Below are 24,188 nucleotides of genomic sequence, written 5' to 3'. Positions count from 1 at the left end.
AGTGGCACGACGCCGTCTCGACGCGGAGCTGGTCCGTCGCAAGTTGGCCCGGTCGCGTGAGCACGCGAGCGAGTTGATCGCGGCGGGCCGGGTGACGGTCGGCGGTACCACGGCGACCAAGCCGGCGACCCAGGTGGAGACGTCGGCGGCGGTGGTGGTGGCGAAGGACGACAGCGACCCGGAGTACGTGTCGCGGGGCGGCCACAAGCTGGCGGGGGCGTTCGCGGCGTTCGTGCCGCAGGGGCTGCTGGTGGAGGGGCGCCGGGCGCTGGACGCGGGTGCGTCGACCGGCGGGTTCACCGACGTGCTGCTGCGCGCGGGCGCGGCGCACGTGCTGGCGGTGGACGTCGGCTACGGGCAGCTGGCGTGGTCGCTGCAGAGCGACGAGCGGGTGACCGTGATGGACCGCACCAACGTCCGGGAGCTCACCCCGGAGCAGCTCGGCGGGGTGCCGGTGGACCTGGTGGTGGGCGACCTGTCGTTCATCTCGCTGGGCCTGGTGCTGCCGGCGCTGGCGGGCTGCTGTGCGCCGGACGCGGACCTGGTGATGATGGTCAAGCCGCAGTTCGAGATCGGCAAGGAGCGTCTGGGCAGCGGCGGTGTGGTGCGCAGCCCGGAGCTGCGGGCGGAGACCGTTCGGCAGGTGGCGGACCAGGCGTGGGCGCTGGGTTTGGGGGTGGTGGCGGTGACGGCGAGCCCGCTGCCGGGCCCGTCGGGGAACGTGGAGTACTTCCTGTGGCTGCGCCGGGGTGCGGAGCGGCTGGATCCGGCGGACGCGGACCGGGCGGTGGCACAGGGCCCGCAGTAGCGGTCGGCCGCGGCGGAGGACTTAGGCTACTTGGCAGGCGTCCGACCGCCGCGCAGACTGGCGGCTCGACCGGGTCGCTGTGTGGCGGGACCGGCAGGCGTAGGGAGAGGGCAGCGGGCTGATGAGTGACGTTCGTACGGTCTTTCTGATCGCGCACACGGGGCGGGAGGCGGCGCTGCGCAGCGTCGAGGGCCTGGTGCACGGCCTGCTGAAGGCCGGGATCAGAATCCGGCTGCTGGCCGCCGAGGCGGTGGGGCTGGATCTGCCGGAGGGCGTCGAGCTGGTCGGCGGCGGGCACGGCGCGGCCGACGGCTGCGAGCTGATCCTGGTCGCCGGCGGGGACGGGACGCTGCTGCGCGGTGCGGAGCTGGCCCGGGAGTCGGGGCTGCCGATGCTGGGCATCAACCTGGGCCGGGTGGGGTTCCTCGCGGAGGCGGAGCGGGACGACCTGGCGGTGGTGGTCGAGCGGGTGGTGGACGCCGACTACGAGGTCGAGGAGCGGATGACGGTCGACGTCCTGGTGCGCACCAACGGCGATGTGGTGCACGAGGACTGGGCGCTGAACGAGGCGTCGATCGAGAAGGCGTCGCGGGAGCGGATGCTGGAGGTGGTCACCGAGGTGGACGGCCGTCCGGTGTCGAACTTCGGCTGCGACGGGGTGGTGCTGTCCACGCCGACCGGGTCGACGGCGTATGCGTTCTCGGGCGGCGGGCCGGTGGTGTGGCCTGAGGTGGAGGCGCTGCTGATGGTGCCGATCAGCGCGCACGCGCTGTTCGCGCGGCCGCTGGTGACCTCGCCGGACTCGGTGCTGGCGGTGGAGGTGCAGCCGAAGACGCCGCACGGGGTGCTGTGGTGCGACGGGCGCCGTTCGGTGGAGCTGCCGGCCGGGGCGCGGGTGGAGGTGCGCCGGGGGAAGACGCCGGTGCGGCTCGCACGGCTGCACCGGGCGCCGTTCACGGACCGTCTGGTGGCGAAGTTCGCGTTGCCGGTGACCGGTTGGCGGGGGCGTACGGACACCCACTGAAGTGGGCGGCGGGGTTCCGGAACCCGGGGGCGTCGGTCGGAACTTGACGGAGTGTCAGTGACGTTGGAGGGGGCGCTGGCGTTTTCTCTCCGTCGAGTGAGGACTGACACCGATGCGTTTCCTTTTCACCGCTCCGGCCGCGGCCGGTCACCTGTTCCCGATGGTGCCGACGGCGCACGCGCTGCTGGCGGCCGGGCACGAGGTCCTGTTCGCGGGCTCGGCGCCGCTGGACTTCCTGCGCAACACCGGCATCCCGGTGGTGGACGTCGGTGACGGCGGCACGCTGGGCGACCACTTCGCGCGGATGCGCGAGGAGGGCGTGGAGTTCGTCTCCAACGGCCGGTCGGACGAGGAGACCTTCCGGCTCGCGGCGATCGGCTTCGCCCTGCACGCCCGGGTGACGGTGCCGGCGCTGCTGCGGGTGGCCGAGGCGTGGCAGCCGGACGTGCTGGTGCACGCGCCGTTCCAGGCGGCCGCGCCGCTGGTCGCGGCGAAGCTCGGGATTCCGACGGTGGTGCACAACTTCGGTGCGATGCCGACGGCGGCCATGGTGGGGATGCTGGCCGAGCAGTTCGCCGACGAGTACCGGGAGCACGGCGTGTCCGGTCCGGTGGTGGGCCGGGTGCTGGACGTGCTGCCCGCGTCGCTGGGCGGTGACGGGACGGGCTGGCGCAGCCGGTACGTGCCGTACAACGGCGGCGGGGTGGTGCCGGTCGAGCAGCTCGGCGGGGCGGGCGGGCGTCCGAAGGTGGTGGTGACGCTGGGCACCGTGCTGACCGAGTGGGACGGCGTCCGGGCGATCACCGGGCTGGTGCGGCAGGCGGCCGCGGTGGACGCGGACTTCCTGCTCGCGGTCGGCGAGGCGGACCTGGCGATGCTGGGCGAGCTGCCGGCCAACGTCCGTCCGCTGCCGTGGGTGCCGCTGTCGGTGCTGGTGGGCGGGGTTGACGCGATCGTGCACCACGGCGGTGACGGGTCGACGTGGACGTCGGCGGCGGCCGGGCTGCCGCAGTTGGTGCTGCCGCAGGGCGCCAACCAGTTCATCAACGCCGGTGTGGTCGCCGACCAGGGCATCGGGCTGCGGTCGAGCTCCGAGGAGGTGGACAGCGCGCTGCTGGAGCGGCTGCTCACCGACGAGGGCCTGCGCAAGGCGGCGGCGGGTGTCCGGGCGGAGATCGCCGCGCTGCCCTCGCCGGCCGAGCTGGTGCCCGAGCTGGTGGCGTACGGGAAGCGCTGACGGCGGTGCCCGGCCGGGCCCGGCCGGTGTCAGACGGCGAGCGGCGAGGTGTCGTCCAGCGGTGACCAGCGGCCGGTGGCGGCCAGGTCGGCGGCGGCGACGAGCCGGGCGACCGCGGCCTCGGCGCCGGCCGGCGGGACGGTGAGCGGGATCCGCAGGTAGTTCTCGAACGCGCCGTCGACGCCGAACCGGGTGCCCGCCGCGAGGCGGACGCCGACCCGCTCGCCGGCCCGGGCCAGGGCGCCGCCGGAGACCCCGGCGGTGCCCACCCACAGCGCCAGGCCGCCCGGCGGCATGGTGAACCGCCAGTCGGGCAGCTGCCGGTGGAGCTCGGCGGCGAGGGCGCGGGCGCTGGAGCGCAGCCGCTCGTGCTGGTGGGCGCGGACCTCCGCCAGGTCGTCGGTGAGCAGGACGGCGGCGATCAGCTGGTCGAGCACCGGGGTGCCGATGTCGCTGAACGCGCGGGTCTCGGCCAGCTGCCGGACCAGGGCGGGGGCGGCGCGCAGCCAGCCGATCCGCAGGCCGCCCCACAGCAGCTTCGCCGCGGAGCCGGCGGTGACCACCTGGGCGGTGCGGTCCAGCGCGGCCAGCGGCCGGGGGAGCGCCGACTCCGGGGTGTCCCAGCCGAGTTCGGCGGGGGTCTCGTCGACCAGGACGGCGGTGCCGGCGGCGCGGGCGTACGCGAGCAGCTCGCGGCGCTGGTCCTCGTCGATCAGGGCGCCGGTCGGGTTGTGGAAGTCCGGGATGGTGTAGGCGAGCCGGGGTGCGGCGCCGCGCAGCACGCGCTGCCACTCGGCGAGGTCCCAGCGGGGCCGGCCGGGGCCGGCCATCGGCACCGGGACCAGGCGGGCGCCAGTCAGCCGCAGCGACTGCAGGCTGTGCGCGTAGCTGGGCGCCTCGACGGCGACCCGGTCGCCGCGGCCGATCAGGGCGCGCTGCGCGAGGTTGAGGGCGCTCATCGCGCCGGTGGTGATCAGCACCTGGTCCGGGGTGGTCGGCAGGCCGCGCTCGGTGTAGCGGCGGGCGACGGCCTCGCGCAGCACCGGCACCCCGGTCGGGTAGTTGCCGTGCCCGGCGGCGTAGGCGGGCAGCAGCTCCAGGGCGCGGGCCGCAGCCCGGCCGAACCAGGGCTGCGGGGCGGGCAGGGCGGCCACGCCGAGGTCGAGGACGCTCTCGCGCTCGTCCGGCGGGACGGGGTGCAGGGCGTCGCCGGGCGGGCGGGAGCCCTCGGGCAGCGTCGTCCAGCTGCCGGATCCGCGGCGGCTCAGCAGGTAGCCCTCGGCGCGCAGCGCCTCGTACCCGGCGGCGACGGTGGTGCGGCTCAGGGCGAGTTCGGCGGCCAGTTCGCGTTCGGCGGGCAGCCGGGTGCCGACCGGCAGCCGGCCCTCGGCGACCAGGGCGGCGATCCGGTCGGCGAGCGCCCGGTAGGCGGGGCGGCGGGGGAGGTCCGGCAGGCGGGTGCCGTCCAGCAGCCGGGCCAGGGCGGGCGGGGTGAGGGTGCTGTGCCAGTCGCTCATCGGAGAATCAGTCCACTTGTCGGTGATTGGACCTGTCGGAGTCCTGATTGGACTTCCCATGATGGGTCCAGTTCGTGAACCAGAGCAAGTGAGGAGAGACAGCCATGGCGACCGACGTGCTGCCCCGGCCGGGGATCGAGTGGAGGGGGCGGCGGCTCGGCCGGCGGCTCGGACAGCTGGCGGTCGGCCTGTGGCTGTACGGGTCGAGCGTCGGACTGATCCTGCGGGCCTCGCTCGGCGGCAGCCCCTGGGACAGCCTGCACCAGGGGCTCTCCCGGCACCTGGGGATGGGCGTCGGCGTGTGGATGACGATCGTCGGCGCGCTGGTGCTGCTGCTGTGGATCCCGCTGCGCCAGCGCCCCGGGGTCGGGACGGTCGGGAACGTCCTGGTGCTGGGGGTGGCGCTGGACACCACCTTGGCGGTGGTGCCGGTCCAGCACGCGCTGGCCGTCCGGGTGCCACTGCTGCTCGCCGGCGTGCTGCTCAACGGCCTGGCCACCGGGATGTACATCGGCGCCCGGCTCGGCCCCGGCCCGCGGGACGGCCTGATGACCGGCCTGCACCGGCGCACCGGCCGCTCGATCCGCCTGGTGCGGACGCTGATCGAGGCGACGGTGCTGACCGCCGGGGTGCTGCTGGGCGGCACGGTGGGCGTCGGCACGGTGCTGTACGCGCTGGCGATCGGCCCGCTGGCGCAGTTCTTCCTGCGCTGGTGCACCGTACCGGAGAGCCGGGCGGCGTAGCCCCCGACCGGGTCCCGTGGGGATGAAAATGGGCTCGTGGGGCCGGTGGTCGTCGCGGAGCGACGGTGGAACCTCGTAAGGTCGTCACCGTGTTGGACGAGATGCGGATACGGGATCTGGGCGTCATCGACGACGCGGTGGTCGAGCTGGCGCCCGGCTTCACCGCCGTGACCGGTGAGACCGGTGCGGGCAAGACCATGGTGGTGACGAGCCTGGGGCTGCTGCTCGGCGGCCGGGCGGACCCGGGCCTGGTGCGCAACGGCTCGGACCGGGCCGTGGTGGAGGGCCGCCTCGCGCTGTCCGCGGACAGCCCCGCGGTGGCCCGCGCGGTCGAGGCGGGGGCCGAGCTCGACGACGGTGAGCTGCTGATCAGCCGGACCGTCTCCGCCGAGGGCCGCTCCCGCGCGCACGTCGGCGGGCGCTCCGTCCCGGTCGGCCTGCTCGCCGAGCTGGGCGAGGACCTGATCGCCGTGCACGGCCAGACCGACCAGCAGCGGCTGCTGCGCCCCTCCCGCCAGCGCGGCGCGCTGGACCGGTACGCGGGCGAGGCGGTCGCCGAGCCGCTGGCGCGCTACCGCGAGGTGTACCGGCGGCTGCGCGAGGTGTCGGCGACCCTGGAGGAGCTGACCACCAGGGCGCGCGAGCGCGCCCAGGAGGCGGATCTGCTGCGCTTCGGCCTGGACGAGGTCGCCGCCGCCGAGCCGGTGGCCGGCGAGGACGTGGAGCTCGCCGCCGAGGCCGAGCGCCTGGGCCACGCCGACGCGCTGTCCTCCGCCGCGACGCTGGCGCACGCCGCGCTGGCCGGCGACCCGACCGACCCGGAGGCGGTGGACGCGGGCACCCTGCTCGCCCAGTCCCGCCGCGCGGTGGACGCGGTCCGCCACCACGACGAGCGGCTGGCCTCGCTCGCCGACCGGCTGAACGAGGTCGGCTACCTGCTCGCCGACGTGGCGGGCGACCTCGCCGGGTACGCCGACGACCTGGACGCCGACCCGGTCCGCCTCGCCGCGGTCGAGGACCGCCGGGCGGTCCTGTCGCACCTGCTGCGCAAGTACGCGGGCCCCGAGGGCACCCTCGCCGAGGTGATCGCCTGGGCGGAGGCCGGTGCGCTGCGGCTCGCCGAACTCGACGGGGACGACGATCGGATCGACGAGCTCGGCGCCCAGGAGACCGCGCTGCGCGCCGAGTTGGGCGACCTGGCCGCCGAGGTGTCGGGCGCCCGGCAGGCCGCCGCCGACAAGTTCGCCGCCGCGGTCTCCGACGAACTGGCCGAACTGGCCATGCCGCACGCCCGGGTGAGCTTCGCGATCAGCCAGGTCGACGACCTGTCCGGGATCGAGGTGGACGGCCGGGCCGTCGCGTACGGCGCGCACGGTGTGGACGAGGTCGAGGTGCTGCTCGCCCCGCACCCCGGTGCCCAGCCGCGGCCGATCGCCAAGGGCGCCTCGGGCGGTGAGCTCTCCCGGGTGATGCTCGCGGTCGAGGTGGTGTTCGCGGGCGCCGACCCGGTGCCCACCTACCTGTTCGACGAGGTGGACGCCGGTGTCGGCGGCAAGGCGGCGGTCGAGATCGGCCGGCGTCTGGCCAAACTGGCCCGCAGCGCGCAGGTCGTGGTGGTCACCCACCTCCCGCAGGTCGCCGCCTTCGCCGACCGGCACCTGGTGGTGGAGAAGACCAACGACGGCACCGTCACCCGCAGCGGCGTCAAGACGCTCAGCGACGAGGAGCGGGTCCGCGAACTCTCCCGCATGCTGGCCGGTCTGGAGGACTCCGAACTCGGCCGCGCCCACGCCGAGGAACTGCTCGCCGCGGCGCGCACCTCGCGCGTCGGATGAAGCCGTCGGGTGAAGCCGTCGGACGGAGCCGCGGGGTGAACCCGCGGGGGTGAACCTGTCACAGTGCCCGCGGGCGCGGGGCGCGACGTGCCGCGCGACGCGCCCGCAGGCGACGCCGACTGTCCAAGGACCCGCCGGACCTGGCATGGTGGCGGCTGGACACTGGCTTTTGATCGAGTCGGAGCGAGACGACGTGGAGCATTCCGCCGCCCGGGCCACCGCAGCAGCACCCCAGCTGCACGTGGTCCTCGTCATGGCCGCCGCCACCGGCGGCATCGGCGCCCATGTGCGGTCCCTCGCACACGGGTTGGTCGCACACGGAGTCTCGGTGACGGTGTGTGCCCCGGACGGTGCGGACCAGCTGTTCGGCTTCTCCGCGACCGGCGCGCGGCTGCACGTCGTCGAGATCACCCCGACCGCCGGCGCCCGCAGCGACGCCACCGCGATCGGCGAGCTGCGCAAGGCGTTCACCGGTGCCGACGTGGTGCACGCCCACGGCATGCGCGCCGGTCTGCTCTCCGACCTGGCGCTGCGTACGGCCGGCCGCTTCCCCGGACTGCGCCCGCAGACCCCCCTGGTGGTCACCTCGCACCACGCGGTGCTGGCCACCGGCATGGAGCGGCGGCTGCAGCGGCTGATGGAGCAGCGGGTGGTGCGGACCGCCGACCTGGTGCTCGGCGCCTCCTCGGACCTGGTCGCCCGGGCCCGTGAGCTGGGCGCCGCCGACGCCCGGCTCGGACCGGTCGCCGCGCCGCCCATCCCGCCCGGCACCCTCGGACGGGACGAGGCGCGGGCCGCGCTCGGCGCGGAGCCCGAGCAGCCGGTGGTGCTCGGCGTCGGCCGACTGGTGGCGCAGAAGTGCTTCGGGCTGCTGCTGGACGCGGTCGGCCGGTTCACCGCCGCGGACCCGCTGGTGGCGATCGTCGGGGACGGCCCGGAGCGGTCGGCGCTGCGGGAGCGGATCGCGGTCGAGAAGCTGCCGGTCGAACTGCTCGGCTACCGGACGGACGTGCCGGACCTGCTGGGCGCCGCGGACGTGGTGGTGGTGAGCAGCCGCTGGGAGGCGCGCTCGCTGGTGGTGCAGGAGGCGATGCGCGCCGGGGTGCCGGTGGTGTCGACCTCGGTGGGCGGCGTGCCGGAGCTGGTGGGGGACGCGGCGGTGCTGGTTCCCTTCGGGGACGCCCGGGCGCTGGGCGACGCGGTCGCGAAGCTGCTGGGGGACCCGGGTCGGCGGCGGGAGCTGGCGGAGGCGGGGCGGCAGCAGGCGACGACGTGGCCGGACGAGGCGGCGACGGTGGCGCAGGTGCTGTCGACGTACGACGAGTTGGTGCAGAGGTCGGGGAACTAACCTGAGGGTGTAACCGGTTGCGGGATGCCCTCGCAGTTCCCCGAGCCCCTGATGGTTGCTCTAGACCGTCACCGGTTCGGCCATGTAGGCGCCGGCGCAGGCGGTGAGGCGCAGGGCGGTGTCGATCAGCGGGACGTGGCTGAAGGCCTGCGGGAAGTTGCCGACCTGGCGCTTGGCGCGCGGGTCCCACTCCTCGGCGAGCAGGCCGAGGTCGTTGCGCAGCGCGAGCAGCTTCTCGAACAGCTCGCGGGCCTCGCCGACCCGGCCGATCATGGCGAGGTCGTCGGCCAGCCAGAACGAGCAGGCGAGGAACGCGCCCTCGTGGCCGGAGAGCCCGTCGACGTTGACGCCCTGTTCGTCGTGGGTGGGGTAGCGCAGCACGAAGCCGTCATCGGTGGACAGTTCGCGCTGGATGGCCTCGATGGTGCCGATCACGCGCTTGTCGTCGGCGGGCAGGAAGCCGACCTGCGGGATGAGCAGCAGCGAGGCGTCGAGCTCCTTGCTGCCGTAGTACTGGGTGAAGGTGTTGCGCCCGGGGTCGTAGCCGCGGTCGCAGACGTCGCGGTGGATCTCGTCCCGCAGCTCGCGCCAGCGCTCCAGCGGGCCCTCGGCGTTGGTCTGCTCGATCAGCTTGATGGTGCGGTCCACGGCGACCCAGGCCATCACCTTGGAGTGGACGAAGTGCCGGCGCGGGCCGCGGACCTCCCAGATGCCCTCGTCGGGGTTGCGCCAGTGCTCCTCCAGGTAGCCGATCAGCTTGAGCTGGAGGTGGTGGGCGTGGTCGTGCCGGGCGAGGCCGGTCATGTGGGCGAGGTGCAGGGCCTCCACGACCTCGCCGTAGACGTCGAGTTGGAGCTGGCCGGCGGCGCCGTTGCCGATCCGGACGGGCTTGGAGTTCTCGTAGCCCGGCAGCCAGTCGAGCGAGGACTCGGTGAGCTCGCGCTCGCCCGCGATGCCGTACATGATCTGCAGGTTCTCCGGGTCGCCGGCCACCGCGCGCAGCAGCCACTCGCGCCAGGCGCGGGCCTCCTCGCGGTAGCCGGTGCGCAGCAGCGAGGAGAGGGTGATCGCGGCGTCCCGCAGCCAGGTGTAGCGGTAGTCCCAGTTGCGTTCGCCGCCGAGGTCCTCGGGCAGCGAGGTGGTGGGGGCGGCGACGATGCCGCCGGTGGGGGCGTAGGTGAGCGCCTTGAGGGTGATCAAGGAGCGGACCACGGCCTCCCGGTAGGGGCCCTGGTAGGTGCACTGGCCGACCCAGTCGCGCCAGAAGCGCTCGGTGGACTCCAGCTCCCGCTCGGCCTCCGGCGGGGCGGGGGCCGGCTCGTGCGAGGCCTTCCAGGTGAGTCCGAAGGTGATCCGCTCGCCCTCGCCGACGGTGAAGTCGGCGTAGGTGGTGAGGTCGCGGCCGTAGGTCTCGGCCGCGCCGTCGAGCCAGACCGAGTCGGGGCCGGCGACGGCGACCGTGCGGTGTCCGCCGTCGGGCTGCTCGACCCGGTGCACCCAGGGGACGATCCGGCCGTAGGAGAAGCGCATGCGGACCGCGGAGCGCATCCGGACCCGGCCCTTGAGGCCCTCGACGATGCGGATCATCTGCGGGACGTCCGGGGTGCCGAGCAGGTGGCGCGGCGGCATGAAGTCGATCACCCGGACGCTGCCGCCCTGGGTGTCCCACTCCTGTTCGAGGATCAGCGAGTCGCCGCGGTAGCGGCGCCGGTCGCACGGCACGGCGGGGGCGGCGGCGGTGACCGGGGGCATCGGGCTTTCACCCGGATCGGTGAACGTGCCGAGCGGGGCCGGGGGTACGGCGGGAGTGTCGACCGGCTCGGCGGGGCCGATCCGCCAGAACCCGTGCTCATCGGTGCCCAGCAGCCCGGCGAAGACCGCGGGGGAGTCGAATCTCGGCAGGCACATCCAGTCGACGGCGCCGTCCCTGCTGACCAGGGCGGCGGTCTGCATGTCCCCGATGAGTGCGTAGTCCTCGATACGGCCGGCCATGGTTCTCCAGTTCGCGGTCGGTGCTCGGTGACCCGACGGCGGGCGTTCGGAGGGGGAGTGGGGAGCCCGGGAACCGGGCCGGGCGCTCCGGGCCGTCGGCGAGGCGTCCGTGCAGAATAAACCGGCGTCGGGGGCGGGGGCACGCGGAGATCGCACAGTGCGGCCGTCCTGGCGGAAAGTCGGAACATAATCGGTCCAATCGGGGGATACGGCGTTGCCCGGAAGGACCATCCGGAGATGATCCTTCCGGGTCATCCCGGACCGCCCCGAGGGGGCCCGTCGCGACACGCGCGGACACCTCCTCGCCGTCGCACTGATACGCTGGTATCCCGTGGACTGGTGGGCAGGACAGGCGGACAGCCCCTCCACCGGCGTCACCCTCGACACGCGACCCACGGGAGCCCCCTCTTGGCACAGCCCCATTCCGGCAAGTCGGCCTCCGGCCGCGCCGTGACGACCAAGCACCTCTTCGTCACCGGGGGTGTCGCCTCTTCGCTCGGCAAGGGGCTCACCGCCTCCAGCCTCGGCGCCCTGCTCAAGGCGCGCGGCCTGCGCGTGACGATGCAGAAGCTCGACCCGTACCTCAACGTGGACCCGGGCACGATGAACCCGTTCCAGCACGGTGAGGTCTTCGTCACCGACGACGGCGCCGAGACCGACCTGGACATCGGCCACTACGAGCGGTTCCTCGACACCAACCTGCACGGCTCGGCGAACGTCACCACCGGCCAGGTGTACTCGACGGTCATCGCCAAGGAGCGCCGCGGCGAGTACCTGGGCGACACCGTCCAGGTCATCCCGCACATCACCAACGAGATCAAGTCCCGGATCCGCCGGATGGCGACCGAGGACGTCGACGTGGTCATCACCGAGGTCGGCGGCACCGTCGGCGACATCGAGTCGCTGCCGTTCCTGGAGGCGGTCCGCCAGGTCCGCCACGAGGTCGGCCGGGACAATGTCTTCTTCGTGCACGTCTCCCTGCTGCCGTACATCGGCCCCTCGGGCGAGCTGAAGACCAAGCCCACCCAGCACTCCGTCGCCGCGCTGCGCAACATCGGCATCCAGCCGGACGCGATCGTGCTGCGCGCCGACCGCGAGGTCCCGCAGGCCATCAAGCGCAAGATCTCGCTGATGTGCGACGTGGACGAGGAGGCCGTGGTTGCGGCCATCGACGCCAAGTCGATCTACGACATCCCCAAGGTGCTGCACGGCGAGGGCCTGGACGCGTACGTGGTGCGCCGCCTGGACCTGCCGTTCCGCGACGTCGACTGGACCACCTGGGACGACCTGCTGCGCCGCGTCCACGAGCCGCAGCACGAGGTCAAGGTCGCGCTGGTCGGCAAGTACATCGACCTGCCGGACGCGTACCTGTCGGTCACCGAGGCGCTGCGCGCCGGCGGCTTCGCCAACAACGCGCGGGTCCAGATCAAGTGGGTCACCTCCGACGACTGCCTGACCCCCGAGGGCGCGCAGGAGCAGCTCGGCGACGTCGACGCGATCTGCATCCCCGGCGGCTTCGGCGACCGCGGTGTGGACGGCAAGGTCGCCGCCATCACCTACGGCCGCGAGAACCGCATCCCGCTGCTGGGCCTGTGCCTGGGCCTGCAGTGCGTGGTCATCGAGGCGGCGCGCAACCTGGCGGGCCTGCCGGCCGCCAACTCCACCGAGTTCGACCCGGCCGCCAAGTACCCGGTCGTCTCGACCATGGCCGAGCAGCTGGCGATCGTCGACGGCAAGGGCGACCTGGGCGGCACCATGCGCCTGGGCCTCTACCCGGCGAAGCTCGCCGAGGGCTCGATCGTGCGCGAGGTCTACGCCGGCGAGCAGTACGTCGAGGAGCGCCACCGCCACCGCTACGAGGTCAACAACGCGTACCGCGCCGACCTGGAGAAGACCGGCCTGCAGTTCTCCGGCCTGTCCCCGAAGGGCGACCTGGTGGAGTACGTCGAGTACCCGCGCGAGGTGCACCCCTACCTGGTCGCTACCCAGGCGCACCCGGAGCTGAAGTCCCGCCCGACCCGCCCGCACCCGCTGTTCGCGGGTCTGGTGGCGGCGGCCATCAAGATCAAGACCGGCGAGCAGTAAGCCCCTGCCGGCAGTCGGGCGGCGGTCGTGCGGATGTGTTCCGTACGGCCGCCGTTCGGCGTTTCCGGGCGCGGTGTGGCGTAGATTGTGTCGTACTGACGAAAAGGGGAGTGGTGCGACATGGCCGAGCAGGTTCGGGACACGGCGGAGCAGTGGCCGGAGCGGAACGGATCCACGCCGTTCCAGGGCAGGGTGACCGGGGTGCGGACCGAGGAGGTCCGGATGCCGGACGGGAGCTGGGCACGCCGCGACTACCAGCTGCACCCCGGGTCGGTGGCGGTGCTCGCCCTCGACGCGGAGCAGCGCGTGCTGGTGCTCCGCCAGTACCGCCACCCGGTGAAGCGGCGCCTGTGGGAGCTGCCGGCCGGCCTGCTGGACGTGCCCGGCGAGAACCCGCTGCACGCCGCCCAGCGGGAGCTCTTCGAGGAGGCGCACTGCAAGGCCGGTGAGTGGCGGGTCCTGGTCGACCTCTACACCTCGCCGGGCGGCTCGAACGAGGCGCTGCGGCTGTTCCTGGCGACCGACCTCGCCGAGGCGGAGGAGGAGCGCTACGCCGCGCACGGGGAGGAGCTGGAGATCGAGACGGCCCGGGTGCCGCTCGCCGAGCTGGTCCGGCTGATCCTCGCCGGGGAACTGCAGAGCCCGACCATGGTGAGCGGCGTGCTGGCGCTCAACGCGGCGCTCGCCGCGGGCGGCCTCGACGCGCTGCGCCCGGCGGACAGCCCCTGGCCGGCCCGGCCGTTCTGACGCCCCGGCGCGGCCGGCCGGCGGGTGCCCGCTCGGTGCACTGCCGCTCCGCGGCGCGGTCCCCGGAGGGGGGCCGGTCACCTGAGCGGGTGGCCCTCCCGGGCGGGGGCTGCCCTCTCTCCGACGGCCTGCCGCTTCGCGGCGCGGCCGCAGGCGCGGGTGGCGGGGGAGAGCCGGCCGGGCCGGTGGGGCTGCCGGGGCCTGTGCCTTCGGCCGGCGGGGTGCCCGCTCGGTGCGTCCCGTCGGCGGACTGCCGCTCTGCGGCCCGGTTCCCGAAGGGGACGGTCACCCGAGTGGGTGGCCCTCCCGGGCGGGGGCGCGGGTGGCGGGCGGGGGCGTCGGTTGATCCGGTGGGGTGATTCGGCGGTTGGTAGTACCGGATGTCAGCTCGGCTGGGGCGCGGGCTCGAACTACGCTTCGCGGACAGGGTCCGAGGTGGGCCGGGTCGGCTGAGCGACTGGTCGGGAGTGGCGCGGGTGGCGAGGAAGACGGCGACGATCGACGAGCAGCCCACCGCGGCGGGCGGGCCCGACCGGCTGCCCGCCACCACCGCGCCGTTCGGCGGGCGCGGCGCCGAGCTGGCGGCCCTCGCGCAGGCGGCCGCCCGTCCCGGCAAGGGCCGCGGCCGGCTCGTGGTGCTGGCCGGCCGGCCCGGCTCCGGCCGGACCTCGCTCGCCGTCCGCTACGCCCGCTCGGTCGCCGCGGACTACCCCGACGGCCTGCTGTACGCCCGGCTCTCCGCCCCCGACGGCACCCGGGTCGAGGCCGGTCGGGCCGCCCGGCTGCTGCTCGACCAGCTCGGGGGCGCGGTCGAGGCCCTGCTGCCGGGTGCCACCGAGGACGACCCGGCGTGCGAGGCGCTGCGCGCCGAACTCGGCGGGCGGCGGGCGCTGCTGCTGCTCGACGACGTGCGGGACGCCGCGCAGGTGTGGCCGCTGCTCGCCGAGAAGACCGAGTCGCTGGTCCTCGCCACCACCTTCGGGCCGCTCACCGGGATCGAGGGCATCGACCCGGTGATCCTGGGCGGGCTCGACCAGTCCGTCGCGGTGCGGCTGCTCGGCGAACTGGTCGGCGGCACCAGGATCAGCTGCGACCCGGCCGGTGCCGGCGACCTCACCGAGGCGTGTGCCGGCCGTCCGGCGGCCCTGCGGATGATGGCGGGCTGGCTGCGGGCCAACCCGCAGGCCGCGGTCACGGACGCCGCGAAGGCCCTGCACCCGCCGACCGAGGAGGACGCGACGGCGCGGCCGCGGGCCCGGGGCGCCCAGTGGTTCGGCGGCCGGAGCGGCAAGAGCGGCAAGGGCGGCAAGGCGGGCGAGGCGGGCGAGGAGCGGAAGGGCGGCCGTGCGGGCGCGGCGTCCCCGGTGCCCGGTGGGATCGCCGCGGACGCGGAGCGGGTGGACTCCCGCTGGAGGAGCGGCGGCGACGGCGCGGCCGGGGGCGAGGGACGCGCGAGCGGTGCGCGCGTGGACGCCGCCGCCGGCGGTACGGCCTCCGCCGGGCGGCCCGGGGATGCGCGGGACGGGGCCGGGCGTGCCGGGGCGCCGGAGGTGCGGCGGGAGCCGCGGGAGGCGGAGCCGGTGCCGGTGGCGGACAGCGATCCGCTGAAGGGCGCCTTCGAACTGCTCTACCGGCGGCTGCCGGCCGCCCGGGCGCGGATGCTGCGGATGCTGACCCTCGCCCCCGGGCAGCTCGCGGACCTGCGGATCGCCTCCGCCCTGGTCGGCTGCCCCGCGCCGGAGGCCGGGGAGGCGCTGGAGCAGCTGGCCGAGCAGGAGCTGCTGGAGCGCGAGCCGGCGGCCGCCGACGGCACCCGGCGCTACCGGGTGCCGGGCCGGCTGTACGTCCGCCTGGTCGAGCTGCGCGAGGAGCAGGACCGTCCGTCCGAGGTCGAGCTGGCCCGGGCCCGGATGCTGGAACGGCTGGTCCGGCTGGTCGACTCGGCGCGGATGCTGCTCGACCCGGCGGCCGGCCCCAATCCGGACCCGCTGCCCGGGCCGCTGCGGCTGCGCACCGCGGCCCACGCGGCCGGCTGGCTCGCCGAGGAGCGCGAGCAGCTGCTGGCGGCCGTGGCGAGCGCGGTCGGCGAGGGCGATCTGGACGGGACCGCCGGCCGCCTGGTCACCGCCCTGCTGCGGGCCCTGCCGCTGACCGGCGCCGCTGCCCCGGCCGACCTGTACCAGCTGCACGAGTCCGTGCTGAAGGTCGCCGAACGCCAGCGGGCCCCGCGCCGGGCCGCGGCCGCGCTGCTCAACCTGGCCGACCTGCAGGCGGCGGCCGGCCACTGGGAGCAGGCCGACGGGCAGTACCGGCAGGCGGTCGACCGGGCCAGGGAGGCGGGCGACGAGCCAGGCTGCGCCCGCGCGATGGAGGGCGCGGGCAACGCCCAGCGGGCGCTCGCCGACCCGGTGCGCGCCGCGGATTGGTACGGCCGGGCGCTCGCCCTGCGCCAGGGGTTCGGCGACCAGGCCGGCGAGGCGCGGCTGCTGGCCCGGCTCGGCGAGGCGCACGCCGCCCAGCGCCGCTTCGAGGAGGCGCTGCGCGAGTACCGCGCGGCGGCCGGGGCGCTGCGCCGCCTGGGCGACGTCCGGGGCGAGGCGGCCGTGACGGCCATCCTGCACCGTCTGCAGCAGCGGCTCGATCACGAGGGTAAAGGCATGATTCAGGAGTAGTGTCTGTTATGGGTGTTTTACTGCGCTTTGGCGCCTGAAGTGCCCTGCAAGCCTACGAACCTGCCAATGGGTCCGGCGGATTTAGTCACTTTGGAAGGCTGACGGATCCGCTGGGCTTCATTACACTCGACAGCAGTCGCGCAGCGAACCGTGCCCCGGCGTATCCGGCGGCTCCTGTCGTGCGCGCCGCCCGCCGGTCTTCTCCGGTAGGGACCCCCATGGCAAGAGGACGTGTTTAGCCGTGAAGGTCGGCATCCCCCGCGAGGTCAAGAACCACGAGTACCGCGTGGCCATCACGCCCGCCGGCGTGCATGAGCTGGTCCGCAACGGACACGAGGTCGTCATCGAGGACAACGCCGGTCTCGGCTCCTCGATCCCCAACGAGGAGTACGTGGCCGCCGGCGCCACGATCCTCCCCACCGCCGACGAGGTGTGGGCCGCCGCCGACCTGCTGCTGAAGGTCAAGGAGCCCATCGCCGAGGAGTACCACCGTCTGCGCAAGGGCCAGACCGTCTTCACGTACCTCCACCTCGCCGCGGACCGCGCCGGCACCGACGCGCTGGTCGCCTCCGGCACCACCGCCATCGCGTACGAGACCGTGCAGCTGGGCAACGGCGCGCTGCCGCTGCTCGCCCCGATGTCCGAGGTCGCGGGCCGTCTCGCCCCGCAGGTCGGCTCCTACCACCTGATGCGTCCGGCCGGCGGCCGCGGCGTCCTCCCCGGTGGCGTGCCCGGCACCCACCCGGCCAAGGCCGTCGTCATCGGCGGTGGCGTCTCCGGCTGGCACGCCGCCACCATCGCCATCGGCATGGGCTACGACGTGACCCTGCTCGACCGCGACATCAACAAGCTGCGCGAGGCCGACAAGATCTTCGGCAACAAGATCAAGGCCATCATGTCCAACAGCTTCGAGCTGGAGAAGGCTGTCCTCGAGGCCGACCTGGTCATCGGCGCCGTCCTCATCCCGGGCGCCAAGGCCCCGAAGCTCGTCACCAACGAGCTGGTCTCCCGCATGAAGCCGGGCTCCGTGCTCGTCGACATCGCGATCGACCAGGGCGGCTGCTTCGAGGACTCCCGTCCCACCACGCACGCGAACCCGACCTTCGAGGTCCACAACTCGGTGTTCTACTGCGTCGCCAACATGCCGGGCGCCGTCCCGAACACCTCCACCTACGCGCTGACCAACGCGACGCTGCCGTACGTCGTCGAGCTGGCCAACCGCGGGTGGAAGGAGGCGCTGCGCCGCGACGCCGCGCTCGCCAAGGGCCTGAACGTCCACGAGGGCCAGATCACCTACGCGGCCGTCGCCGAGGCCTTCGGCCTGCCGTCGGTCTCCCTGGACAGCGTCCTCGCCTGACGCCACCGCTCGACGAACGCCCCCGGCCCGCTCCCCTCGGGCCGGGGGCGTTTCGCCGTGCCTGCCGCCCGCCCCCACCTGCGGCGCGCCGATCAATCCGGACGGGTTGGTCAATTTCTGTGCGTCGTGTCACCCGCTCTGTCGACAATGGCATCTGACGCGACCTCGGGGGAGAGTCGGGGTCCGCAGAAACGTTAGGGTCGTAGGGCAGCTCATCCCTTGACAGTGAGGCGATGAACGGCCGACACATCATGCCCACTACCGTGGATTGTGTTGCTGCGAATGCCCGCAACGGCCTAGAGTCGCAAACCGTCGGCATGCTGCCACGCTGACGAATCGACATAGAGTCCTGGACGCCCAAGGAGGTAAGACGACTTGTGAATGAGTCGACATTTGCTCCCGGGGGTGGTCAGCCAGGACTGGCGGAGCTCTCCGCCGGGCAGCCGAACGATGAGGCCCGGCAGGCCACGGTGGGCACGGTGGAGGTCGGCTCGGTCGCGGTCCGCACCTTCGAGGCGCGGCAGAGCGCCGCTCCCGCCGCCCCCGACTTCGACGCGGACTTCGCGGCGTACGGGCTGTCCTACAGCGAGCTGGCCTACGGCCCCTACGACGACCCGGACGCCGAGTACGAGCCGGACCCGGAGTACGCCGCCACCCTGGCGCCCGACGCCGCCCGCCAGCGCCGCGAGCGGGTCGGCCCGACCGGCCGGCCGCTGCCGTACTTCCCGATCCCCGCGCCGCTGGCCGAGCACGGCCCCGCGCAGATCATCGCGATGTGCAACCAGAAGGGCGGCGTCGGCAAGACCACGTCGACCATCAACCTGGGTGCCGCGCTGGCGGAGTACGGCCGCCGGGTGCTCCTGGTCGACTTCGACCCGCAGGGGGCGCTGTCGGTCGGCCTGGGCGTCAACCCGATGGAGCTGGACGTCACCGTCTACAACCTGCTGATGGAGCGGGGGCTGACGGCCGATGAGGTGCTGCTGAAGACCGCGGTGCCCGGCATGGACCTGCTGCCGTCCAACATCGACCTGTCCGCCGCCGAGGTGCAGCTGGTCAGCGAGGTCGCCCGCGAGTCGGCGCTGGCCCGCGCGCTGAAGCCGCTGCTGCCGGACTACGACTACGTCATCATCGACTGCCAGCCGTCCCTCGGCCTGCTGACGGTCAATGCGCTGACGGCGGCTCACAGCGTGATCGTGCCGCTGGAGTGCGAGTTCTTCGCGCTGCGCGGTGTCGCGCTGCTCACCGAGACGATCGAGAAGGTCTGCGAGCGCCTCAACCCGGAGCTCCGCCTGGACGGCATCCTCGCCACCATGTACGACTCGCGCACCGTGCACAGCCGCGAGGTGCTGGCGCGCGTCGTGGAGGCGTTCGGCGAGCACGTGTTCCACACGGTCATCGGGCGGACCGTCCGGTTCCCGGAGACCACGGTGGCCGGCGAGCCGATCACCACGTACGCGACCAACTCGGTCGGTGCCGCCGCCTACCGCCAGCTCGCCAGGGAGGTGCTCGACCGGTGCCGCCCCGCCGAGTGAGTCTCCCCGGGGCCGACGAGCTGTTCCGGGCCACCGGGGGAATGGCCCTGTCGCCCTCCCTCGCCCGGTCGGGCGAGGGCCGCACGGAGACCGCCCGCACCGCCGAGCCCGGCGGCGCGCCGGCCGACGGCGGCCGGGCGAACGGCGCACCGGTCAACGGCGCGGTCAACGGTGTACCGGGACCCGCCGGCCCGGCGGGCGGCCCGCAGGCCGGCAGCGGGGCCGTGGCGGCCCCGGGAGGCGCCGCCGAGGGTCAGGTGCCCGGACAGGGCGCCGGGGTCCGCAGCGGCCCGCACGCGGCCGCTGCGGAGGAGGCCGCGGACGGGGTCCGCCGCCCCCGCGCGCCGCGCGGCCGCGGCCCGCGCCGCCCCACCGGGCGCGAGCGGCACGACGAGAAGATCACCGTGTACGTCTCCGCCGAGGAACTGATGGACCTCGAGAGCGCCCGTCTGGTGCTGCGCGGGGAGCACGGTCTGGCGGTCGACCGCGGTCGGGTGGTTCGGGAGGCCATCTCGGTCGTGCTGGCCGACCTGGAGCAGCGCGGCGAGGCGTCGATCCTGGTCCGCCGCCTGCGCGGCCGGTGAGCGGCCGCTAGCGCGCGCTCGCGCGCCACTGCCCGTCCGCCCCGACCGGGTGCGAGGATGGGCAGGTCATGACGGGTCCGGGTGTGCCGCAGCAGGTCGCCGGCGTCTCCGAGGCGGAGGCGCGCGGGGTCTTCCAGGTGCGGCTGGCCAACTTCGAGGGCCCGTTCGACCTGCTGCTGAGCCTGATCGCCAAGCACAAGCTAGACGTCACCGAGGTCGCCCTCTCCAAGGTCACCGACGAGTTCGTGGCGCACATCCGGGCGATGGGGCCGGAGTGGGACCTGGACGCGGCCACCGAGTTCCTGGTGGTGGCGGCGACCCTGCTCGACCTCAAGGCGGCCCGGCTGCTGCCGGCCGCCGAGATCGAGGACGAGGAGGACCTGGCGCTGCTGGAGGCACGCGACCTGCTGTTCGCGCGGCTGCTGCAGTACCGGGCGTACAAGCAGGCGGCGGCCGTCTTCGCGGAGCGCTGGGCGGCCGAGCTGCTCTCCCGCCCGCGCACCGTCGGCCTGGAACCGCACCACGCGGAGCTGCTGCCCGAGGTGGTGCTCACCATCGGCCCCGAGCGCTTCGCGCAGCTCGCCGCGAAGGCGATGGCGCCGAAGCCGAAGCCCGTCGTGTACGTCGACCACATCCACACCCCGCCGGTGAGCGTGCGCGAGCAGGCGGCGCTGGTGGCCGACCGGCTGACCGCGCTCGGCGAGGCGAGCTTCGGCCGGCTGGTCGCGGACGCGGAGAACACCCTGGTGGTGGTCGCGCGCTTCCTCGCGCTGCTGGAGCTCTACCGTGAGAAGGCGCTGGACTTCGAGCAGCCGGAGGCGCTCGGGGAGCTGCTGGTGCGCTGGGTCGCGGAGACCGACCGGCAGGTCGAGGTGACGGACGAGTTCGACCGCCCGCCGGGCGAGAGCAGGGAGGACGATCCCGCATGACCGCCAAGCAGCCGCGCCGCACCCTCGGCCTGCCCGGGCAGGCCCGCCCGGAGGAGTGGCAGGAGTCGGCGTACGCGGAGCAGCCCGACCCGCTGCCCGAGCCCGTCGTCGCGCCCGCCGCCGAGCGGCTTCCCGGGCGGTCTCCCGGGCAGATTCCCGAGCCGGGCCCCGGGCCGGTCGCGGAGCCGGTTGCCGGGGAGCCGGCGCTCGAGGAGCTCGGGGTGCCGCTGGGCGCCGCGCTGGAGGCGGTGCTGATGGTCGCCGACGAGCCGATCCCGGAGGCGCGACTGGCCGCGGTGCTGGACGCGCCGCGCGGCGTGGTGGGCGTGGCGCTGCGGGCGCTGTCGGCCGAGTACACGGCCCAGGGCCGCGGTTTCGACCTGCGGCTGGTGGCGGGCGGCTGGCGTTTCTACACCCGCCCGGAGTGCGCGGCGGCGGTCGACCGCTTCGTGCTGGACGGCCAACAGGCCAGGTTGACACAGGCGGCGCTGGAGACGCTGGCGGTCGTCGCGTACCGGCAGCCGGTGTCGCGCGGGCGGGTCTCCGCGGTACGCGGTGTGAACTGTGACGGCGTGATGCGTACCCTGGTACAGCGAGGACTGGTGGAAGAAGCCGGATCCGAGCCCGAAACCGGAGCGATCCTGTATCGGACGACGAACCACTTCCTGGAACGGATGGGGCTGCGCGGCCTGGATGAGCTGCCGGAGCTCGCGCCCTTCCTGCCCGAGGTCGACGACGTGGAAGCGGAGTCCCTCGAAGGAACGGTGATCGCGGAGGCGGTCGCAGCGGCACAGGACGGGCCGAACCAGGCGGCAGACCAGACGGAAACGACGTACGGACATTTTGATGCGTAGCAGTGGCAGCAACGGCAGGAACAGCGGCGGCCAGGGCCGGGGCGGACAGAACAGCAGCAGGGGCGGGCAGCAGGGTCGGGGCGGGCAGCAGGGCGGCGGCCGCGGCGGCTCGTCCTACGGCGGCGGCTCCGGCCGGGGCGGGTCCTCGTCCGGCGGCGGCTCGTCGTACGGCGGCGGCTCCGGGCGGGGCGGGTCCTCGTACGGTGGCGGCTCGCGCGGCCAGGGCGGTTACCAGGGTGGTCAGGGCGGCGGCCAGTCGCGCGACCGGCGCGACGGCGGCCGGGAGTACCCGGACCGTCCGCTGCGCCCGGAGGAGCGCCGGTACGACCGCCCCGAGTTCGGCGGCGGCCCGAACGCCACGCCGTCGCGCGGCGCGTACGGCAACCGCAAGCCCGGTGCCGCTCCGCGGCCGCGCCGCGAGGGCCAGGGCGCCCCGGGCGACCCGCGGCGCCAGCCGCAGCGCTCCCGGGAGCTGCAGGCCAAGATCGAGGACGCGGTGCTGGCGCGCTACGACAAGCCGGCCGTGAAGACCCCGAAGACCTTCGGCGAGCCCGAGGGCGAGCGCCTGCAGAAGGTGCTGGCCCGCGCGGGCATGGGCAGCCGGCGGGCCTGCGAGGAGCTGATCGAGCAGGGCCGGGTCGAGGTCAACGGCGTCCTGGTCACCGAGCAGGGCAAGCGGGTCGACCCGCAGAACGACGAGATCAAGGTGGACGGCCTGACCGTCGCCACCCAGTCGTACCTGTTCTTCGCGCTGAACAAGCCGGTCGGCGTGGTCTCCACCATGGAGGACCCCGAGGGCCGGCAGTGCCTGGGCGACTACGTGACCAACCGGGAGACCCGGCTGTTCCACGTCGGCCGCCTGGACACCGAGACCGAGGGCATCATCCTGCTCACCAACCACGGCGAGCTGGCCCACCGTCTCACCCACCCCAAGTACGGCGTGACCAAGACCTACCTGGCCGCCATCACCGGCCCGATCCCGCGCGACCTCGGCAAGCAGCTGGAGCGCGGCGTGGAGCTGGAGGACGGCTTCGCCCGGGTCGACGACTTCAAGGTGATCTCCAACCTCGGCAAGAACTACCTGGTCGAGGTGACCCTGCACGAGGGCCGCAAGCACATCGTCCGCCGCCTGCTGGCGGAGGTCGGCTTCCCGGTCGACAAGCTGGTGCGCACCCACTTCGGCCCGATCGCCCTCGGCGACCAGAAGTCGGGCTGGCTGCGCCGCCTCACCAACCCGGAGGTCGGCCAGCTGATGCGCGAGGTCGGCCTGTAGGTCGGGCGTGCAGTTCGGCCTGTAGTTCGCAGCGGCCGAGGGCCCCATCGCCGTACAGCGGTGGGGCCCTCGCCGTGTTTTACCTGGGTTTTTATGTGAGCCTGGCCGCATGGCCTTGTCAGCACACATCCCGGTGGCAGAGGATTGCCACCGATGTTCGCTCCGACGCGTGGCGTAAAATCGCCACGAAGGTCGGGGCCGGGGGTGGGGGAAGGAGCGAGGTGCTCGACTCATTCGGAGTGCTCGGCCTCGGACGGCCGGACGGGCAGGTGTACGCGGCGCTGGTGGTGGCCCCGCAGTCCACCGCGTCCGAGCTGTCCGAGCAGTGCGGCCTGACGCTCCAACAGAGCCAGGACGCGCTGGACCGGTTGGCCGAGCAGGGCATGGCCACCCGCGCCCCGGTCGACCGCGAGCGCTACCTCGCGGTCGCGCCGGACGTCGCGATCGGCACCCTGATCGGCCACCGCGAGGCCCAGCTGCGCAGTGCCCGCGCCGAGATGCACCGCCTGATGGACGCCTTCCGCGAGGCGTCCCGCTACACCGACCCCGCGCACTCCGTCGAGGTGCTGACCGGCGGCGAGGCGATCGCCCAGCGGCTGGAGCACCTGGTCGACACCAGCCAGTACCAGGTGCGCGGCTTCGACTGCCCGCCGTACGTGATGGACCCGACCGTGCAGCAGCCCCGGCAGCGGGCCAAGCTCAAGTCCGGGGTGCGGATCCGGACCGTCTTCGACAAGGAGGCGATCGCCTGGCCGGGGCGCCTGGAGCAGGAGATCCTGGTCGGCGTCGCGGACGGCGAGGAGGCGCGGGTGCGGCCCGTGCTGCCGATGAAGATGATGATGTCGGACGACAAGATGGCGATCATCCCGATCTCGGTCGGGGACAGCGTCCTGGACGCGGCGTACGTGATCCATCCGTCCGCGCTGCTGCAGGCGCTGGACGCGCTGTTCGAGGCCGAGTGGGAGCGGGCGGTGCCGCTGCAGACCGCGCTCGGCGGCGGCACCGAGGGCCCCGAGCCGGAGTCCGACCACCTCAAGCTGCTCGGCCTGCTGGCCGCCGGGCTGACCGACGAGTCGATCGCCCGCTCGCTCGGCTGGTCCGCGCGCACCACCCAGCGGCGGCTGCAGGGCCTGATGCGCGAGCTCGGCTCCACCACCCGCTTCCAGGCGGGCATGGCCGCCCGCGAGCGCGGCTGGATCTAGGACCTCCCGTTCCGCCCGGCCCGCCGCCTTCTGCGGGCGGCGGGCCGGGCGGTGGCGGGTCGGTCAGCTCCAGGGCCGCAGGGTGGCCCAGCGGCCGTCCTGACCGCGGTCCAGCTTCTCCAGGCCGACCACGGCGGTGCGGTTGAGCCGGCCGTAGATGTGCGGGAAGAGCACGCCCGGCGTGGCGCCGGGCGGCGGCCCGCCGGCCGCCGCCTCCCACTTCACCATCGGCTCGACCAGGCCCTCCTCGATCAGCAGGACCATCAGCGGGTCCGGCGTGTTCTTGAAGAACGCGTTGGCCACGGCCAGCACCGTCTGCTCGTCCGCCGAGCAGTGGATGAACCCGTCGGTGAGCAGCGAGGCGGCGGTGTACGGGCGGCCCGGGTCGCGGAGCCAGTCGTCCAGCGGAGCGAGATGGTAGATCATGTCTCTTTTGTACCGGAGTTGAC

General features: G+C 74.0%; 19 protein-coding genes. 16 read left to right on the top strand and 3 right to left on the bottom strand.

The window, feature by feature from the left end; all coding sequences use genetic code 11:
• The first annotated feature begins 1 nt into the window (after position 1).
• The 3 genes from ACGFX4_RS36640 (at position 2) to ACGFX4_RS36630 (ending at position 3,069) form a co-directional block, all read left to right on the top strand.
• Positions 2-808, top strand: coding sequence for a TlyA family RNA methyltransferase (locus ACGFX4_RS36640; RefSeq protein ID WP_393084345.1), 807 nt, complete (start codon positions 2-4; stop codon positions 806-808).
• A gap of 121 nt (positions 809-929) precedes the next feature.
• Positions 930-1,832: an NAD kinase gene (locus tag ACGFX4_RS36635; RefSeq protein WP_345699573.1), complete on the top strand. Its 903-nt coding sequence runs from the start codon at positions 930-932 to the stop codon at positions 1,830-1,832.
• A gap of 112 nt (positions 1,833-1,944) precedes the next feature.
• Positions 1,945-3,069, top strand: coding sequence for a glycosyltransferase (locus tag ACGFX4_RS36630; RefSeq protein ID WP_393084342.1), 1,125 nt, complete (start codon positions 1,945-1,947; stop codon positions 3,067-3,069).
• A 29-nt stretch (positions 3,070-3,098) separates the two neighbouring features.
• Here the strand turns inward: ACGFX4_RS36630 and ACGFX4_RS36625 are convergent, their stop codons facing one another.
• Entirely contained in the window at positions 3,099-4,586 is a 1,488-nt protein-coding gene (locus ACGFX4_RS36625; protein WP_393084339.1) for a PLP-dependent aminotransferase family protein, read from the bottom strand.
• Positions 4,587-4,690: 104 nt separating this feature from the next.
• On the opposite strand from ACGFX4_RS36625, the gene ACGFX4_RS36620 reads away from it, so the two are divergent.
• The 3 genes from ACGFX4_RS36620 to ACGFX4_RS36610 all read left to right on the top strand — a co-directional run bounded on the left by ACGFX4_RS36620 (position 4,691) and on the right by ACGFX4_RS36610 (position 8,512).
• A complete protein-coding gene (locus ACGFX4_RS36620; protein WP_393084336.1) occupies positions 4,691-5,329 on the top strand; it encodes a YitT family protein in 639 nt (212 codons plus the stop codon).
• A 101-nt stretch (positions 5,330-5,430) separates the two neighbouring features.
• Complete coding sequence (recN, locus tag ACGFX4_RS36615; RefSeq protein WP_393084364.1) at positions 5,431-7,164, top strand: DNA repair protein RecN; 1,734 nt, start codon at positions 5,431-5,433, stop codon at positions 7,162-7,164.
• A 193-nt stretch (positions 7,165-7,357) separates the two neighbouring features.
• Positions 7,358-8,512: a glycosyltransferase family 4 protein gene (locus tag ACGFX4_RS36610; RefSeq protein ID WP_393084333.1), complete on the top strand. Its 1,155-nt coding sequence runs from the start codon at positions 7,358-7,360 to the stop codon at positions 8,510-8,512.
• Positions 8,513-8,572: 60 nt separating this feature from the next.
• On the opposite strand, the gene ACGFX4_RS36605 is transcribed toward ACGFX4_RS36610, so the two are convergent.
• A complete protein-coding gene (locus ACGFX4_RS36605; protein WP_393084330.1) occupies positions 8,573-10,504 on the bottom strand; it encodes a glycoside hydrolase family 15 protein in 1,932 nt (643 codons plus the stop codon).
• A 408-nt stretch (positions 10,505-10,912) separates the two neighbouring features.
• Between ACGFX4_RS36605 and ACGFX4_RS36600 the strand changes: the two genes are divergently transcribed.
• From ACGFX4_RS36600 to ACGFX4_RS36555, 10 genes are all read left to right on the top strand, one after another.
• A complete protein-coding gene (locus ACGFX4_RS36600) occupies positions 10,913-12,589 on the top strand; it encodes a CTP synthase (RefSeq protein ID WP_393084328.1) in 1,677 nt (558 codons plus the stop codon).
• A gap of 120 nt (positions 12,590-12,709) precedes the next feature.
• Positions 12,710-13,336, top strand: a complete 627-nt coding sequence (locus ACGFX4_RS36595; RefSeq protein WP_393084325.1) for an NUDIX domain-containing protein — start codon at positions 12,710-12,712, stop codon at positions 13,334-13,336.
• 476 nt (positions 13,337-13,812) lie between these two features.
• On the top strand, positions 13,813-16,008 hold the full coding sequence (locus ACGFX4_RS36590) for an ATP-binding protein (RefSeq protein ID WP_393084322.1): 2,196 nt from the start codon (positions 13,813-13,815) through the stop codon (positions 16,006-16,008).
• Positions 16,009-16,249: 241 nt separating this feature from the next.
• Positions 16,250-17,365, top strand: coding sequence for an alanine dehydrogenase (ald, locus tag ACGFX4_RS36585; protein ID WP_393084320.1), 1,116 nt, complete (start codon positions 16,250-16,252; stop codon positions 17,363-17,365).
• A 470-nt stretch (positions 17,366-17,835) separates the two neighbouring features.
• Complete coding sequence (locus tag ACGFX4_RS36580) at positions 17,836-18,897, top strand: ParA family protein (RefSeq protein ID WP_393084317.1); 1,062 nt, start codon at positions 17,836-17,838, stop codon at positions 18,895-18,897.
• A complete protein-coding gene (locus ACGFX4_RS36575; RefSeq protein WP_393084314.1) occupies positions 18,894-19,481 on the top strand; it encodes a hypothetical protein in 588 nt (195 codons plus the stop codon). Before ACGFX4_RS36580 ends, ACGFX4_RS36575 begins: the two co-directional genes overlap by 4 nt.
• A gap of 68 nt (positions 19,482-19,549) precedes the next feature.
• Positions 19,550-20,410 (top strand): segregation and condensation protein A, encoded by an 861-nt coding sequence (locus tag ACGFX4_RS36570; protein ID WP_393084311.1) that lies wholly within the window; start codon positions 19,550-19,552, stop codon positions 20,408-20,410.
• Positions 20,407-21,264 (top strand): SMC-Scp complex subunit ScpB, encoded by an 858-nt coding sequence (gene scpB / locus ACGFX4_RS36565; protein ID WP_393084308.1) that lies wholly within the window; start codon positions 20,407-20,409, stop codon positions 21,262-21,264. Before ACGFX4_RS36570 ends, scpB begins: the two co-directional genes overlap by 4 nt.
• Complete coding sequence (locus ACGFX4_RS36560) at positions 21,257-22,537, top strand: pseudouridine synthase (RefSeq protein WP_393084305.1); 1,281 nt, start codon at positions 21,257-21,259, stop codon at positions 22,535-22,537. Before scpB ends, ACGFX4_RS36560 begins: the two co-directional genes overlap by 8 nt.
• Before the next feature lie 221 nt (positions 22,538-22,758).
• A complete protein-coding gene (locus ACGFX4_RS36555) occupies positions 22,759-23,739 on the top strand; it encodes a TrmB family transcriptional regulator (RefSeq protein WP_393084302.1) in 981 nt (326 codons plus the stop codon).
• Positions 23,740-23,802: 63 nt separating this feature from the next.
• Here the strand turns inward: ACGFX4_RS36555 and ACGFX4_RS36550 are convergent, their stop codons facing one another.
• Positions 23,803-24,165 carry a DUF952 domain-containing protein gene (locus tag ACGFX4_RS36550; protein WP_393084299.1) on the bottom strand — a complete coding sequence of 121 codons (363 nt, stop codon included), beginning with the start codon at positions 24,163-24,165 and terminating at the stop codon, positions 23,803-23,805.
• Between the last annotated feature and the right edge of the window lie 23 nt (positions 24,166-24,188).

The organism is Kitasatospora sp. NPDC048365 (assembly GCF_043200835.1).
Classification (GTDB): Bacteria; Actinomycetota; Actinomycetes; order Streptomycetales; family Streptomycetaceae; genus Kitasatospora; species Kitasatospora terrestris.
The sequence above is the reverse complement of the archived record's forward strand: the minus strand, read 5'-3'. Positions and strand labels throughout refer to the sequence as shown.

Excerpts from the sequence above, each read along its gene's own strand:
- ACGFX4_RS36635 (WP_345699573.1), top strand. The coding sequence starts at position 930 with ATGAGTGACGTTCGTACGGTCTTTCTGATCGCGCACACGGGGCGGGAG.
- ACGFX4_RS36630 (WP_393084342.1), top strand. The coding sequence starts at position 1,945 with ATGCGTTTCCTTTTCACCGCTCCGGCCGCGGCCGGTCACCTGTTCCCG.
- ACGFX4_RS36625 (WP_393084339.1), bottom strand. The coding sequence starts at position 4,586 with ATGAGCGACTGGCACAGCACCCTCACCCCGCCCGCCCTGGCCCGGCTG.
- ACGFX4_RS36620 (WP_393084336.1), top strand. The coding sequence starts at position 4,691 with ATGGCGACCGACGTGCTGCCCCGGCCGGGGATCGAGTGGAGGGGGCGG.
- recN (WP_393084364.1), top strand. The coding sequence starts at position 5,431 with ATGCGGATACGGGATCTGGGCGTCATCGACGACGCGGTGGTCGAGCTG.
- ACGFX4_RS36605 (WP_393084330.1), bottom strand. The coding sequence starts at position 10,504 with ATGGCCGGCCGTATCGAGGACTACGCACTCATCGGGGACATGCAGACC.
- ACGFX4_RS36595 (WP_393084325.1), top strand. The coding sequence starts at position 12,710 with ATGGCCGAGCAGGTTCGGGACACGGCGGAGCAGTGGCCGGAGCGGAAC.
- ACGFX4_RS36570 (WP_393084311.1), top strand. The coding sequence starts at position 19,550 with ATGACGGGTCCGGGTGTGCCGCAGCAGGTCGCCGGCGTCTCCGAGGCG.
- scpB (WP_393084308.1), top strand. The coding sequence starts at position 20,407 with ATGACCGCCAAGCAGCCGCGCCGCACCCTCGGCCTGCCCGGGCAGGCC.
- ACGFX4_RS36560 (WP_393084305.1), top strand. The coding sequence starts at position 21,257 with ATGCGTAGCAGTGGCAGCAACGGCAGGAACAGCGGCGGCCAGGGCCGG.
- ACGFX4_RS36550 (WP_393084299.1), bottom strand. The coding sequence starts at position 24,165 with ATGATCTACCATCTCGCTCCGCTGGACGACTGGCTCCGCGACCCGGGC.